The organism is Faucicola mancuniensis (genome assembly GCF_046523945.1).
GTDB classification, from domain to species: domain Bacteria; phylum Pseudomonadota; class Gammaproteobacteria; order Pseudomonadales; family Moraxellaceae; genus Faucicola; species Faucicola mancuniensis.
The window spans coordinates 1837237-1853653 of record NZ_CP171363.1 but is presented as its reverse complement, the minus strand read 5'-3'; the positions used below and the strand labels follow the sequence as shown (position 1 = coordinate 1853653).

The 16417-nt window shown below is 40.2% G+C and carries 11 protein-coding genes; 2 read left to right on the top strand and 9 right to left on the bottom strand.

What is annotated here, in order from left to right; translation table 11 throughout:
* Positions 1–45: 45 nt before the first annotated feature.
* From ACGTJS_RS09150 to ACGTJS_RS09115, 8 genes are all read right to left on the bottom strand, one after another.
* Complete coding sequence (locus ACGTJS_RS09150) at positions 46–4329, bottom strand: DUF3418 domain-containing protein (protein ID WP_410471833.1); 4284 nt, start codon at positions 4327–4329, stop codon at positions 46–48.
* Positions 4330–4372: 43 nt separating this feature from the next.
* Positions 4373–5284 carry a hypothetical protein gene (locus ACGTJS_RS09145; protein WP_410471832.1) on the bottom strand — a complete coding sequence of 304 codons (912 nt, stop codon included), beginning with the start codon at positions 5282–5284 and terminating at the stop codon, positions 4373–4375.
* 67 nt (positions 5285–5351) lie between these two features.
* The gene (uvrB, locus tag ACGTJS_RS09140; RefSeq protein WP_410471831.1) at positions 5352–7478 is read right to left on the bottom strand and encodes an excinuclease ABC subunit UvrB; all 2127 of its coding nucleotides are present in this window, start codon (positions 7476–7478) and stop codon (positions 5352–5354) included.
* A 116-nt stretch (positions 7479–7594) separates the two neighbouring features.
* Positions 7595–8482 (bottom strand): phosphatidate cytidylyltransferase, encoded by an 888-nt coding sequence (locus ACGTJS_RS09135; protein ID WP_410471830.1) that lies wholly within the window; start codon positions 8480–8482, stop codon positions 7595–7597.
* Positions 8483–8500: 18 nt separating this feature from the next.
* Positions 8501–9208, bottom strand: a complete 708-nt coding sequence (gene uppS, locus ACGTJS_RS09130) for a polyprenyl diphosphate synthase (protein WP_410473253.1) — start codon at positions 9206–9208, stop codon at positions 8501–8503.
* 130 nt (positions 9209–9338) lie between these two features.
* Positions 9339–9893, bottom strand: coding sequence for a ribosome recycling factor (gene frr / locus ACGTJS_RS09125; protein ID WP_315043356.1), 555 nt, complete (start codon positions 9891–9893; stop codon positions 9339–9341).
* 54 nt (positions 9894–9947) lie between these two features.
* Positions 9948–10673: a UMP kinase gene (gene pyrH, locus ACGTJS_RS09120; protein ID WP_410471829.1), complete on the bottom strand. Its 726-nt coding sequence runs from the start codon at positions 10671–10673 to the stop codon at positions 9948–9950.
* A 249-nt stretch (positions 10674–10922) separates the two neighbouring features.
* Complete coding sequence (locus ACGTJS_RS09115) at positions 10923–11087, bottom strand: rubredoxin (protein WP_410471828.1); 165 nt, start codon at positions 11085–11087, stop codon at positions 10923–10925.
* 137 nt (positions 11088–11224) lie between these two features.
* Between ACGTJS_RS09115 and ACGTJS_RS09110 the strand changes: the two genes are divergently transcribed.
* Both ACGTJS_RS09110 and ACGTJS_RS09105 read left to right on the top strand, forming a co-directional pair.
* Positions 11225–12052, top strand: coding sequence for a DHH family phosphoesterase (locus ACGTJS_RS09110; RefSeq protein WP_410471827.1), 828 nt, complete (start codon positions 11225–11227; stop codon positions 12050–12052).
* A gap of 190 nt (positions 12053–12242) precedes the next feature.
* Complete coding sequence (locus tag ACGTJS_RS09105) at positions 12243–14462, top strand: NADP-dependent isocitrate dehydrogenase (RefSeq protein ID WP_315043363.1); 2220 nt, start codon at positions 12243–12245, stop codon at positions 14460–14462.
* A 143-nt stretch (positions 14463–14605) separates the two neighbouring features.
* Here the strand turns inward: ACGTJS_RS09105 and purH are convergent, their stop codons facing one another.
* Entirely contained in the window at positions 14606–16189 is a 1584-nt protein-coding gene (gene purH / locus ACGTJS_RS09100) for a bifunctional phosphoribosylaminoimidazolecarboxamide formyltransferase/IMP cyclohydrolase (protein ID WP_410471826.1), read from the bottom strand.
* Positions 16190–16417 lie beyond the last annotated feature (228 nt).

Here is a 16417-nt window from a genome sequence, read left to right as displayed (position 1 = left end):
AAAAACCGTTAATTTTTGGCGGTTTTTTTGTTATTACAAATTCAGCTACGAATTTAACTCTTCCCACAATTTTTCAAGGCGTTTATCCGACACAGGCACTTTTGTTTTCATCGGCTGAGCAAACAACTGAATGCGAAACTCTTCCACCAGCCAACGATAGTCCGCTATCTTGCCATCATTCGCCCTTGTCGCCAACCGCTCCATATGCTTATCAAGCTGATACACCGCATCAAGGTCAGCGTCCAAATTATGCTCCAACCGCTCAAGCCGAACAAGCAACGCCTGCAAATAGCGTGGATACTGTTGCCAATGCTCATAATCCATACGATAAATAAAATCCGACAAATGTAAATCATCAAGTTGGTCTTCAATATCGTCAATATTTTCTTCAAAAATCTCTCGCTCAAGCATCAACAATTGCCTACGGATTTGTTGCCACGTTTGATAAATATCTTGTAATTGTTTTAACACCGTTTGTCCGATTAATAAAAAATTGTTTAAAACCTCGGTTTTTGTGTTGTTAAATTCCTTAATATTAATCGGCAATTTATCAAATAATTGTTTATCTTTAGCAATTAATTTTTGCCCAATCGGTACATTATCATGCTCAAATGTTGGGGCGACTTTGGTAAAAGTCGCATCTAAAGTCGCATCAATGACTAGCATTTTTAACTTTTCCAAATCGCCAAGCGGTGCAAAAGCAAGTTTAAAACTTTTATCAATTTGGCTCGTTAATTGTTTGGCTTTTGCCCCCAATTCGTTGCGAATTAACGCCAACACGCCTTGATAATGCGTTGTCATTGCCGAGCTTAAATCGGTAAAATGATGAATAGAAACGCCTTGAATTAGATTTTTTTCGGCATTTTTGTCATCATTTTTATCAGTTACAAGGGCGGAAAATTGTTTAATCAACACGCCTGCACTGTGTTTATTTTGGATAAAATCAAAATGTTCTGGAAAGGTCTGGTGCAAGCCTTTGGACGTGCTAACCGCTTGGCTTGTGGCGACTTGATGACGCAGTTTTAACGCATCAATATCTCGCCCTTTTTCAATCAGACGATTTTTGCTATCCACCAAGGCAATTTGTGGTTGTAAATATTGCTCAACATCTTTTGGGTTAAAATCTTTTGGTTCAACAAATTGATTATTTTGCCCACGCACGCCCATTTTGGTCAAGGCTTGGCAAAGCTGATTTAACAGCCCTGTTTTGTGGATTTTTTCCAAATTATCAAAAATTTGTTTAGCTGTATAGGGTATCGGCACGATTTGACGGCGGATTTCTTTTGGCAAAGTTTTTAACAATTGCAACACCAACTCATACCGCCAACCTGCAATGCCCCACAAAAGTTCAACAGCATCAAGCTGTGGCAAGGCTTGCAACGGCACTTTCACCGTTACGCCGTCATCGTCCGAACTTGGGTCAAACACATAGCTTAACGGCAATTTTAGCGTGCCAAGTCGCCACGTTTCTGGAAAGGCTTGCGTGGTCGGTGCTTGCTCGTTTAGCACGTCTTGGTCGCTAAAAAATAAAAATTTCGGCTCTTTTTTCTCAACTTCTTTTCGCCAATCTTCAAACGCCTTGCGACTAGCGATATGCTCTGGCACTCTGTCGGCATAAAATTGATACAGGACTTCTTCATCAACGAGCAAATCCCTACGGCGTAATTTGTCTTCAATCAGCGACACATCAGCGACTTTGGCAATGTTATGTTGTAAAAATGGCAGTTGCTTGCCCTGCGGAAACAAGTTGCCAAGCACCAACGCATCACGCAAAAATATGTCGTGCGATTCGGCAAGGTTGATTTTATCATAAGTCATCAATTGTTTATGAATTACAATTAAACCAAACAAGCTAATTTGGGCGTAAGCCTTGATATGACCTGTTTTCACCGACCAATGTGGCTCAAAATAATGGTATTTTAGCAAATCGCCCGTCGCCGATAAAATCCATTCGGGTTCAATTTTTGCCAAATTTCGCATAAATACTTGCGAAGTTTCCACGATTTCAAACGCCATGACCCATTGCGGATTTTGCTTAAACAGCACGCTTGACGGAAAAATTTTGGCTTTATTTTGGCGAGCGACTAGGTATTCACCACGTTTTGACGGCTTGGCTTTGGTGCTGTTGGATTTGAGCGTGGCGTTATCTACATCATTGATTTTATGGGCAATAAAGGACAACAAACCTGTCAATAACGCACGATGAATATGCACAAAATTGGCAGGTTCTTGGTTAATCGTCAAGCCTAAATCTATCGTCATTTGTTCAAGTTGGGCGTGCGTTTGTTGCCATTCTCGCAAGCGTGGCGAACTTAAAAAATGTTTTTTCGCAAAATTTTTGCGTTGGCTATTGGTTAATTTCTCATTGACAAAAATTTGTTCATTATTTTTACTATTTTTGTCGTTTTGATTGTCTTGAAATGGGCTTAACACGATAGTTTGTTTTTCATCATTGTTAAGATTTTCTAACGCTTTTGCTTGCCAAAGTGAACCATAAATCGCTTGCCATAGGCTAATATAAAATAAAAAATCGCTATCGGCTTGGCGAAATAAAGCGTGTTTTTGGTCGGCTTGGGTTTGTTTATCGGCAGGGCGTTCTCGTGGGTCTTGCACCGACAAGGCGGACACAATGACAAGCAATTCTTTTAAACAGCCAAACTGCTCGCCAGCAATCAACATTCTTGCCAAACGTGGGTCAATCGGCATTTTTGCCATTGCTTGACCGATTTTGGTTAAACCGTTTTTTGGTGAATTTCTATCTTTTTTCTGCGTTCGTGGTGAGCTTGTCGAACCATGAACACCGTTTCCCTTCGACAAGCTCAGGGCGAACGGTTCTTTTTCTTTAGTAATCGCCCCCAATTCTTCTAATAATTTTCGTCCGTCATTGACCAAACGATTATCAGGTGGTTCAATAAAATCAAATTTTTCCACATCGCCAAGCCCTAAATTTGCCATTTGCAAAATCACGCTTGCCAAATTGGTGCGCAGAATTTCTGGCTCGGTAAAGTGCGAACGACTGTTAAAATCTTCTTCAGAATACAGCCGAATACACACGCCTGCTGACACACGCCCACAACGCCCTTTTCGCTGATTGGCAGCAGCTTGGCTAATCGCTTCAATCGGCAAGCGTTGCACACGAGAACGATAATCATAACGAGAAACACGCGCAAAACCCAAATCTATGACGTAACGAATGTTAGGTACTGTCAAAGCAGTTTCGGCAACGTTGGTGGCGATGATAATCCGCCGTCCACCTGTGGGGTGGAAAATGCGTTGTTGCTCGGCAAAAGTTTGGCGTGCAAACAGCGGTAAGACTTGGGTATGTTTGGGTGCATATTGGGTTAAAACCTCCGCCAAGTCGTGAATTTGAGCTTCTGTCGCCGCAAAAATCAAAATATCCGCTTGGTCGGCATGACCTTTTTCGGTCGCATCGGCATAGCATTCATTTACCGCATTGACAATGGCTCGTGGCAGATTTTCTTCCACATCGTCAAACGCATCGTCATCGGCACTTTGCACAATATCGTCCGTCAGTGGTCGGTAACGCACTTCCACAGGGTAGCTACGCCCTTCTACCACATAAACAGGGGCTTTTTTGGGTTGTTTTTTGGTTTTGTTAAACGTGCTAAAATAATTGCTAAACCGCTCAGTATCTAGCGTTGCGGACGTGATAATCACTTTTAAATCTGGGCGTTTTGGCAACAGATTTTTAAGGTAACCCATAATAAAATCAATGTTTAGACTGCGTTCGTGGGCTTCGTCAATGATAATGGTATCATATCGGCTCAAAAAACGGTCATGAGCCATTTCCGCAAGCAAAATACCGTCCGTCATCAGCTTGACAATAGAATTTGGCGAGCCTTGTTCGGTAAATCGTACCTTAAAACTGACCGTCTGTCCGAGCGGTTCGCCCAATTCTTCGGCAATGCGATTGGCGACACTTCTTGCCGCTAGTCGTCTAGGTTGCGTGTGTCCGATTTGCCCTGTGATACCACGCCCTGCGAGCATGGCGATTTTGGGGAGTTGGGTGGTTTTGCCTGAGCCTGTCTCGCCTGCCACGATGATGACTTGGTTGTCTTGAATGGCTTTGATTAAGGTTTGGACTTGAGAGCTAACAGGTAAGTCTTCGTTTAAGTGAATGGTCGGCAAACTGTCAAGGCGAGCTTGGACTTGTTGTTGTGATTTTTCTAGTTGCTCTTGGTAAGTTTTGGCAAGTTTTTGATAATTTGGGCTTTCTTTATCGGTTTTTTGTAGCTCGTCAAAACGCTTTTTTAAGAAAAAACGGTCTTTTGCCATAATTGGTTTTGGAGTTGTTGGATTTTTTATCATATACTTATTTCTTTAATAGTATCAATAAATTGTGATTTTTTTGTTAGGGTTTAAATAGAAAATATGCAACAGTTAATATAAACATAAGAACTACTAAACCCATAATAAACCAAAAATATTTTGGCTGTTCATGTTCATCAGTAAATTCAATTAAACTTAGCTTTTCATCAATTAGTTTATCTATCTTATCAGCTAAATTTATGTCTGTATTTTCTTGAATATTGATGATTTCTTTTATTTGATGTTCTAAAACTAAAATTCGTCTATATAAAGCATTTAAATTATCTTTATACTCAATTATTTCCTTAGTTTCTTGAACAATCACAGTTTTTGTTGGTTGGTTAATTAGGTTAGCCAATTTATGTTTTAATAAATCTAATTCTTGATACATTAAATTTTGTTTATCAATAATTTTTTGCATTGGTAAGTTAATATCTGTCTGTAGTTCAGCAGTAGTTTCATGTGTTTGAATATATTGATTTTTCCAATTTTGGTAAAAATTTTGCTCACTCTCTTTATTCAATACTTCAATCATATTTCCATACTTTAAATACCAACCTTTTGCAACTCTAAACCTGTTAATATGTTCTTTATTATGAAATTTTTCTATAATTTGATGGGCAAAAATTTTTGATAAAAATTTATGAATATCCACATCAAAAGTATCGTCAAAAACTAACTCATCTTCAAAAAACCATTTTAGATATGCCACCAATTTATCAGCCTCAAAAAAAGTTGCTGAAAATACAAGTGTCCAATCATTGTAATGAGCAAATTTTGTTCTATTTAAATCTTGAATAACTTCTCCACAATTTAGTGTATCACCGATTGTAAAAAAACCACCATTATCAGAAATGGCAAGATATAGATAATGATGATTTTCAATAGGTTGTGTGTCATTGTGTGATGGACTAAAAGTTGTTCCATTATCTAATACGAATTCAATTTCACTCATATTGTTTAGACCAATAAATATAGTTTTTTTTATCATAAATAAAGTCGTGGTAACTTTATCCGTTAGATTATTGTATCACAAACTCTTTTAACACAGCGATTTTATTACGGATTTTCATTGCTTCTTCAAACTTTAACTCTTTTGACAGATTTTGCATTTGCTTTTGTAACTGACTGATATGTTTTGCCAATAAATCTGGCGAACGCAAAATCTGTATATCTACATCGGCTAGGGCTTCATTTTTACCATCTGGAATTAGATTTTGCACGTCATTTAAACGTTCGGTTTCGCCTGTATCTATCTTATCGGTAATCGCCCGTTTTGCCGATGTTGGCGTGATGTTGTGTTCTTGGTTAAAGGCGATTTGTTTTGCCCTACGCCGTTCGGTTTCGTCAATCGCCTTTTGCATACTTGGCGTAATGCTATCAGCGTACAAAATCGCCTTGCCATTGACATGACGAGCGGCACGCCCAATCGTCTGAATAAGCGAGCGTTCCGAGCGTAAAAAGCCTTCTTTATCCGCATCAAAAATCGCCACAAGCGACACTTCAGGCATATCCAAGCCTTCACGGAGCAAATTAATGCCAACTAGCACATCATGCACACCTGTGCGTAATTCGTGAATGATTTTCATTCGCTCCACCGTGTCAATGTCCGAATGCAGATAGGCGACTTTGACGTTATATTCTTTGAGATAACTGGTTAAATCTTCCGCCATGCGTTTGGTAAGCGTGGTAATTAGCACACGTTCGTCAAGTTCTTTGCATTTGTTAATTTCGCTTAATACATCATCAACTTGGGTTAAAACAGGGCGAATTTCCAAAATTGGGTCTACCAACCCTGTCGGACGCACGACTTGTTCTACGACTTGCTCGCTTTTTTCAAGCTCGTATTGGGCAGGCGTTGCCGATACATAAATGGTGCTTGGGGCAATGCGTTCCCATTCTTCAAACTTCATGGGACGATTATCCATCGCAGACGGCAAGCGAAATCCGTAATGCACAAGCGTTTCTTTACGGCTTCTATCGCCTTTATACATCGCACCGATTTGTGGTACGGTAACGTGGCTTTCGTCAATAAATAGCAAGGCATCAGGCGGAATATAGTCAAATAATGTTGGTGGTGCTTCGCCACTTGGACGACCCGATAAATGCCGAGAATAATTCTCAATACCATTACAATAACCTAACTGTTGAATCATTTCTAGGTCGTATTGCGTGCGTTCTTTAATACGTTGGGCTTCTAATAATTTGTCATTTTGGCGAAAAAATTCTAAGCGTTCGGCAAGTTCTTCTTTAATGGTAATGCTTGCTTGCTCTAGTTTTTCTCGTGGCGTAACGTAATGCGATTTTGGATAAATGGTAATGCGTGGCACGGATTTAACGTTTTTGCCTGTCAAAGGGTCAAACCAAGTGATTTTTTCCACTTCATCATCAAACATACTAATGCGAACCGCCAATTGTTCGGATTCGGCAGGGTAAATGTCTAGCACTTCGCCACGCAAACGGTATGTACCACGCCCAAAGTCAAGCTCATTGCGTTCATATTGCAATTCCACCAAGCGTTTTATCATCGCCGTTCTATCCACGACATCGCCCACGACAATATGCAATAGCATTTTTAAATAGCTTTCTGGGTCGCCCAAACCATAAATTGCCGACACCGAAGCGACAATAATCGCATCTCTACGCTCAAGTAACGCTCGAGTGGCGGACAGTCGCATTTGGTCAATGTGGTCATTAATGGCACTATCTTTTTCAATAAAAGTATCGGACGCAGGAACGTAGGCTTCTGGCTGATAATAGTCATAATAACTGACAAAATATTCCACCGCATTGTGCGGAAAAAACGCCTTAAACTCGCCATATAACTGAGCAGCAAGGGTTTTGTTATGAGCCATAATGACGGCAGGGCGACCACTTTGGGCGATGACTTTTGCCATGGTGTAGGTTTTGCCAGAGCCTGTAACACCGAGCAAAAGTTGGTCATGATAGCCTTTTTCTATGCCGTCTGTGAGTTTGGCAATGGCTTGCGGTTGGTCGCCACTTGGCTCAAATTCTGTAACCATTTCAAAGGCACGGCTTGAGATTTGCGTACCACTTGCGTTTACGCCTGTAAGTTCAGCTTCGTTTTGCAGTTGGCGGGCTAGTTGGTTTAATTCTCTTTCGGCACGGGAAGTTTCGGGTAGTCGCATTTTGTTGTCTTTTTTGTGAAAAATTTGGTATAAATATGGGGGTTTTGTAATAGAATTAAAGTGAAATTAATAGAGACAGACAAATGAACGAAACTATCATTAATGACAATCAAAAATCAAGCGACATGAACCACACCAAAATATTGCAAAGCCCAAAACCCTAACGCAAAAATCGGCATAGCAGACAACTGCGAATCAATACGGTCAAGCACACCGCCATGCCCCGGTAAAATTCGCCCAGAATCCTTAATCCCTGCATGGCGTTTCATCATAGACTCAAACAAATCACCAAACACCGATATCACAATTGTCAGCAAAGACAAACCCAAAAACAGTACAATCGCAAGACTAGACCAATTTTTTAATAAACCAAAACTCACACCCAGCACCACCAAGCACCCAGTCGCAAGTCCACCGTATAAGCCTTCTACGCTTTTATTTGGGGAAACATGGGGCGACATTTTACGTTTGCCAAGTTTTCGCCCAACAAAGTACGCACCGCTATCAGCACACCACACCAACACAAACACATACAACAACCACCAAGGCGACAATCGCCACAAAAAGAACATGGCGGTAATACAGGCGACTATCATGGTAACACCAATACCGATTAGGCGTTTTCCGTACCATTGTTCGGTTTTATGCGGGAAATTTTTTACCCAAAAAATCGCACACACCCATAAAATTGCCGAAATTCCCCACCAAATTGCCCAAGTTTTTGGCAACCACAAACTGATTAAAACGAATTTTAACACCAAAGCTGAGTACAAAAATTGATGTTTTCTATTCACTTCTTTAATCGGCTGGTGCAAGGGCTTGTCTGTATCCAAAAATTCATGCGGATTTTTAAATAAAGGCGGTAGCATTTTTGCCCATTCATAAGCAGAAACGGCGGTAATGATTAAAAATAAAGGAATGATTAAAGTGATTGTGCGAGTGGCAAACATGGCAGTTCCCACGATAATTAACAGCACAATCGCTGTGCGGATACGTTCCCACATGGTTCAATCCTTTTATTGTTATTGAATATTTTTGTTATTAGAAATTTGTTCAGAAGTTTTGCCAAAACGGCGTTCACGTCCCATAAAAATTGCTATCATATCATCAAGCTCATTTGGAGTAAAATCTGGCCACAAAGTTTCAGTAAAAAACAGCTCTGCATAAGCACTTTGCCACAATAAAAAGTTAGAAATCCGATAATCACCGCCCGTTCGGACTAGCATATCCACAGGTGGCAAATCTGATAATGAAATATAGTTAGCTAATATCGTCTGATTGATATCATCAATGCCGACCTTGCCTGCCTGCACATCTGCCAATAGATGTTTGGTCGCATTGGCGATATCCCATTGACCACCATAACTCACCGCAATCACCAATGTCATGCGTGAAAAATGGGCGGTTTTGCTTTCGGCATCTTGCATAAGTGTTTGCAATTTTGGTGATAATTGACTTCTATCACCGATAAAACGCAGGGCGATTTTATGTTGAAACATTCTAGGCAGTTGGTCGTGAATGGTTTGCTCAAGTAACTGCATTAGTAAATCCACTTCAAACTGTGGGCGTTGCCAATTTTCACTAGAAAACGCAAACACAGTCAAAACTTCAATACCAATCCGCACACAATGCTCAACCAAAGGGTCTAAGGCATCTTTACCTGCCAAATGTCCGCCACCTGTCGCTAAGCCATGCGATTTTGCATAGCGATTATTACCGTCCATAATCATGGCGATATGTTTGGGAAGTGATGATGAAGCGGTATTTGGCACGTTTTTTCTCAATTAAGTTGAACTAACAATATATTTTATAAAAATAAAAAAGATTAAGGCATTTGCCCTAATCTTTCTTGACAAATAATTACACTTCCATCAATTCATTTTCTTTACTTGCCAATTTTTTATCCACCGTTTCAATGTATTTGTCGGTCATTTTTTGGATAACATCGGTCGCACGGCGTTCATCATCTTCGCTGATTTCTTTGTCTTTTGCCAATGCTTTTAATTCGTTATTGGCATCACGGCGAGCGTTACGGATTGATACACGGCTGTTTTCTGCTTCGCCACGAGCCAGTTTTTGCATATCTTTACGAGTTTCTTCGGTCAAGGCAGGCAGTGGCACACGAATAACTTCGGCACTCATCGGATTAAGACCTAAATCAGACTCACGAATCGCCTTGTCCACTGCTTGCACCATGCTACGGTCAAATGGTTGCACCAGCAAAGTGCGATTGTCTTCTACATTGATACTGGCGACTTGGTTTAATGGCATTTCTGAGCCGTAAGCCGACACCATCACGCCTGATAAAATACCAGGGTGAGCACGACCTGTACGCAGTTTGCTAAATGAATTTTCCAAAGCTTCAATCGCTTTTTTCATTTGGTTTTCGCATTTGGTTTGAATTTCGGTTATCATAAAAAATCCTTAAAATAAAAAGGTAAATAAATTTGTTAAAAATTTTAAAAAATCTTAGTGGTAAACTTTTGTGCCTTCTGCTTCGCCCATCACCACATTTAACAAGGCGTTTAGTTTACCCATATCAAACACTTGTAGCGGTACGTTATGTTCACGGCATAACGCAATCGCTGTCAAATCCATCACGCCCAATTTTTGGTCAAGCACTTGGTCAAAGGTCAGCTCGTCATATTTGACCGCATCGTCATGGCTGTTTGGGTCTTTGTTATAAACGCCATCAACTTTGGTCGCTTTTAAAATCAAATTCGCTTCAATCTCAATCCCACGCAAACAAGCGGCGGTATCTGTGGTAAAAAATGGATTTCCTGTACCTGCAACAAATATGCACACTTCGCCATCTTTTAGGTAGCGGATGGCGTTACGACTGCTATAGTTTTCGCACACTTCGCCAATTTGCATGGCAGACATCAGACGGCATTTGATATTACGGCGTTCTAGGGCATCACGCATGGCTAAGCCATTCATCACGGTGGCAAGCATACCCATTTGGTCGCCTGTTACACGTCCGACAAGCCCTTGTTTTTGTAGTTGGCTACCACGGTACAGATTGCCACCGCCGACCACGATACCGACCTGAACGCCCAATCCCACAAGGTGTGCGATGGACAAACTCATGGTGTCGAGCACCCCTGAATCAATCCCCATATCATTGACGCCTGCCAATGCTTCACCAGAAAGTTTTAATAAAATGCGTGTATAACGGGGGGCTTTATCTGACATGTGTTCACCTTTTTGTGTTCAATTTTTGGTTCAATGTGGTTATTGTAAGATTAAGAAATAATTTTCAAATGTGCTAATTTTAACAAAAAAAAGTGGTTTTTGATAGTTTATTTTTCTTAAACAAACTGGCAAAAAGTTAATGTCTTGTTAAAAATATTGTTATAGAGTAAATTTTTGGCACAAATTGCCACAAAAAAAGGCATTTGCTTGATGTTGCAAACGCCTTGATAAAAATCGTATCCTATATTCTCAAATTTCTATCATTTCAAAATCTTGCTTGCTAACACCACAGTCAGGGCAAGACCAGTCTTCTGGGATATCTTCCCACTTTGTGCCTGCTACAATGCCCTCTTCTGGGCAGCCGACCTCCTCATCATAAATCCAACCACAGACGATACATTGGTATTTTTTCATAACTTACCTATAAATTAAAAAATTGATATAAAAATATAGTTTACAAGTATTCACTTATATTATCAAGTAGATTAATGGCTTTGCAATGAAATTATCAAATACACACCACAAAAATTTTGTTAAAATATTAAAAATTTTTGTTAAATCTTGTCAATATTAATCCGCCAGATTTGTGTCCAAATTTAGCGGACAACCACCCCATCGCCCTACTTGACCACAACGAAAGCGGACAATCCATCGCCGATTTGCACCGTTACCAAATCCGCTATGTGATTGACCATCATAAATTGGGCGATTTGACCACGTTCGAGCCTGCTTATATTCGTTTGCAACCTGTCGGCTCGACTTGTACGTTGCTGTTTTTGATGTATCAAGAATTGGGCTTGTTACCGCCCAAACACTTTGCTACATTGATGACAGGGGCGATAATTTCTGATACTTTAAATCTTAACAGCCCAACCGCCACCCACACCGACAAAACCGTTTTACAAAAACTTTGTGAAATCGCCGATATCACTGATGTGTCTGATTTTGCTAAACAGTTGTTTAATGCCAAAAGTGATGTTAGTCACTTAACAAGTGAACAATTATTGACTACTGATTACAAACATTTTACCTTTATCACAAAAAATGACATTGGGTATCATAATAAAAAATGGGGAATTTCTTGTATAGAAACGGTTAATCCTGAACAAATTTTTGAGAGAATTACTGATTTACAAGCGACTATTAACAATGTCAAACAACAAGACCATTTGGATTTTTTGTTGGTGGTGATTGTGGATATCTTACAACAACAATCTTGGGCGATTTGTACCGATGATGAACAAAATCATATTATTTATCAATCATTTAACTTAAATAAAACTCAAAACAATCTTCATCAACAAGTCATCAATTTGGGTCAAATTGTCAGTCGCAAAAAACAAATTGTGCCTGCATTGGAACGTTTTTATCAGGGCTAATTTTTGAATTTTTTATCAACAATTTTTTATCAAAATAACAAAAACATTTGTACACATTCACTTTTCCAAAATCCAACAAATTGTGCTATAATGTCGCAAATATTTTTGTAATATTTGACATTTGTTGGATATTATGCCAAATTTGTGATTTTCCCATTTTTCTTTTTTATAATAACCAAATGGAGTTTTTATGACTGCAACCATTATCTACACCCACACTGACGAAGCCCCTGCCCTTGCAACTAAATCTTTGTTGCCAATCATTCAAGCCTTTACCAAATCGTCTGATATTGAATTTAAAACAGCGGATATTTCGCTTGCAGGTCGTATTTTAGCCACTTTTCCAGAAAAATTGACCGCTGAACAACGTGTGCCTGACGCATTGGCAGAACTTGGCGAATTGGTAAAAAAACCTGAAGCCAATGTGATTAAATTGCCAAACGTGAGTGCGTCAATGCCACAATTAACATCGGCAATCGCTGAATTACAAGCGGACGGTTACGATATTCCAAGCTATCCTGAAAACGCCCAAACTGACGAAGAAAAAGATATCCAAGCTCGCTATGACCGTATCAAAGGCAGTGCGGTAAACCCTGTGTTGCGTGAAGGTAACTCTGACCGCCGTGCCCCAAAAGCGGTAAAAAACTTTGCCAAAAAATACCCACATAGCATGGGTGCGTGGACTGCCGACAGCAAATCGCACGTGGCAACCATGACTGATGGCGACTTTTTTCACAATGAAAAATCTGTTACAGTCAGCGAAGAAACCAGCGTTTCATTTGTTTTGACAGGCAAAGACGGTCAAAAACAAGAATTGCGTAAACCATTAAAACTGCTAAAAGGCGAAATCATTGATGCCACCTTTATGAGCAAAAAAGCCCTTGTGAAATTTTTAGAAGAACAAGTCGCTGATGCCAAAGCCAAAGACGTGTTGTTTAGCTTGCACATGAAAGCCACCATGATGAAAGTGTCTGACCCAATTATTTTTGGTCATGCGGTGAAAGTATTTTTTGCCCCTGTGTTTGAAAAATATGGTAAAGAATTAGAAGCGGTTGGCGTGAATGTAAACAATGGTTTTGGTAATTTGTTGGCAAATTTAGAAGAATTAGCCCCAGAAGTCAAAGCTGGCGTAGAACAAGCCATTCAAGAAAGCTATGACAAAGCCCCAAGCATTGCAATGGTGGACTCTAGCAAAGGCATTACCAACTTACACGTGCCAAGCGATGTAATTATTGATGCGTCAATTCCTGCGATGATTCGTAATTCAGGTCGTATGTGGGACAAAGACGGCAAAGCCGTTGATACCAAAGCTGTCATTCCTGATAGCAGTTATGCAGGTATTTACACCGCTGTGATTGATTTTTGTAAAAAACACGGTGCATTTGACCCAACAACGATGGGTAGCGTGCCAAATGTCGGCTTAATGGCTCAAAAAGCTGAAGAATATGGCTCACATGACAAAACCTTTGAAATCCCATTTGACGGTACAATGCAGTTAATTGACGACAAAGGCAATGTATTGACTAGCCACGAAGTTGAAACAGGCGATATTTGGCGTGCGTGCCAAACCAAAGACGCACCTATCAAAGATTGGGTGAAACTTGCGGTTAATCGTGCAAGATTGTCTAACACCCCTGCGGTATTTTGGTTAGATGAAAAACGTGCACATGACGCTGAGCTCATTAAAAAAGTAAACGTATATTTGGGCGAGCATGATACCAATGGTTTGGACATTCGCATTTTGCCACCTGCGGACGCTTGTTTGTTTAGCCTTGAGCGTATCAAAGACGGCAAAGACACGATTTCGGTTACAGGTAATGTATTGCGTGACTTTAACACCGACTTGTTCCCTATCTTGGAACTTGGTACTTCTGCCAAAATGTTGTCAATCGTGCCTTTGATGAATGGTGGTGGTATGTTTGAAACAGGTGCGGGCGGTTCAGCACCAAAACATGTACAACAGTTCTTAGAAGAAGACCATTTGCGTTGGGACAGTTTGGGCGAATTTTTGGCGTTGGCGGTGTCATTAGAGCATTTGGCACAAACCAATAACAACCAAAAAGCCCAAGTATTAGCCGATGCGTTGGACAAAGCAACCGAAGAATTGTTGTTAAATGACAAATCACCAAAACGCAAAGCAGGCGAACTTGATAACCGTGGTAGCCACTACTACATTGCTCGTTACTGGGCAAATGCGTTGGCAGAGCAAGACAAAGACGCTGAATTAAAAGCACAATTTGCCCCTGTTGCCAAAGCATTGAACGAAAAAGAAAGCGATATTTTGGCAGAATTAAACAGCGTACAAGGTAATCCTGTGGATATGCAAGGTTATTTTTTACCAAATGAAAAATTAGCAAGCGAAGCCATGCGTCCAAGCAAAACCTTAAACGATATTATTGCCAATATCTAATCGTTTATAACTTTGCATCATGTTAAATATGCCCAAATCACAAGTTTGGGTGTATTTTTTTATCATGTAAAAATTTGGAAAAAATTACCAAAAAAAAGCGAAAACCAAAATTTTCGCTTTTTTTATTAATTCAAACTTACAGATTAATGTCTAAAATGACGCATACCTGTGAACACCATTGCAATACCATGTTCATCGGCTGCCGCAATCGTTTCATCGTCACGCATTGAGCCACCCGGTTGGATAATTGCAGTGATACCTGCTTTGGCAGCATTGTCAATACCATCACGGAATGGGAAAAATGCGTCCGAAGCCATCACCGCACCAACAGGCGATAATCCAGCGTGTTCGGCTTTAATCCCTGCGATACGAGCAGAGTTCACTCGGCTCATTTGCCCTGCACCCACACCAATGGTGCGTTGGTCTTTGCCATACACAATCGCATTGGATTTGACGTATTTTGCCACTTTCCAAGTAAATAACAAGTCATCAAGCTGTTCTTTGGTTGGTTGTGCTTTTGTTACCACTTTTAAATCATCAAGGCTAATCCAACCCAAATCTTGGTCTTGTACAAGCAGACCACCAGTTACTCGTTTAAAATCAAATTGGGCTTTACGCTCGCTTGGTTTTGGCAATTCGCCACACACGAGGACACGCACGTTTTTCTTAGCACCTGTAATTTCAAGCACGCCATCAGCAACGCTTGGGGCGATGATAACTTCTACAAACTGCTGTTCCACAATCGCCATTGCAGTCGCCACATCAAGCTGACGGTTAAAGGCGATAATACCGCCAAAGGCTGATTCTGGGTCGGTGGCAAAGGCTTTTTGATACGCTGATGTCAAGTCGCTATCTACCGCCACACCGCATGGATTGGCGTGTTTCACAATCACGCAAGCAGGGGCTTCAAATGATTTAACACATTCTAACGCCGCATCGGTATCGGCAATATTATTGTAGGATAATTCTTTGCCTTGTAATTGTTTAGCGGTTGAAATGCTGGCTTCTTTTACACCATTGACAGGGGATTTTTCCACATAAAAACTGGCATTTTGGTGTGGATTTTCGCCATAGCGTAAGTCTTGGGCTTTGTCCATTTGTACGTTAAACGTGCGTGGAAATTGTTCAGCATTATCAAAGCCTTGCAAACGATTGCCCAAAAAGTTGGCAATCATACCATCATAATGGGCGGTGTGTTCAAAGGCTTTGACCGCCAAATCAAAACGAGTTTGTGCCGAAATCGCACCGTCCGCAGTCAATTCGCCCAAAATCATTGAGTAGTCGTTTGGATTGGTAACAATGCTCACATGGTCATGATTTTTAGCGGCAGCACGCACCATTGTAGGACCGCCAATGTCAATGTTTTCAATGGCATCTTCTTTGGTTACGTTTGGTTTTGCGATGGTTTGAGCGAATGGATACAGATTTACCACCACCATGTCAATGCGATCAATGCCATGCTCCGCCATAATCGCATCGTCCGTGCCACGACGACCTAAAATACCGCCATGTACTTTTGGATGTAAGGTTTTGACACGACCGTCCATCATCTCGGCAAAGCCTGTGTATTCGGCAACTTCTGTAACGTCAAGACCGTTTTCTTTGAGCAGTTTATAAGTACCACCTGTTGATAAAAGGCGAAAATTATGCACCAATAAACCTTTGGCAAAATCAACAATACCAGATTTATCAGACACAGACAGCAAGGCATAAGGTTGGTTATTCATAAATAAAGTCCAATTTATTTTTAAAAAAATCTTATAAAACAATCTAAAAATTATTTTATAAGCCCAAAAAAAACAAAAACTGTTGAATATTCTAACACAGTTAACCATAAATTTTTAGCCAAATTTTGACAAAAAAATTTACACAAACCACGTTTAAATAAATCCCAAACCCCAATAAAAATGCTATAATAATTGGTTTTTAACATTATATTTAATAATAAAGAGAAA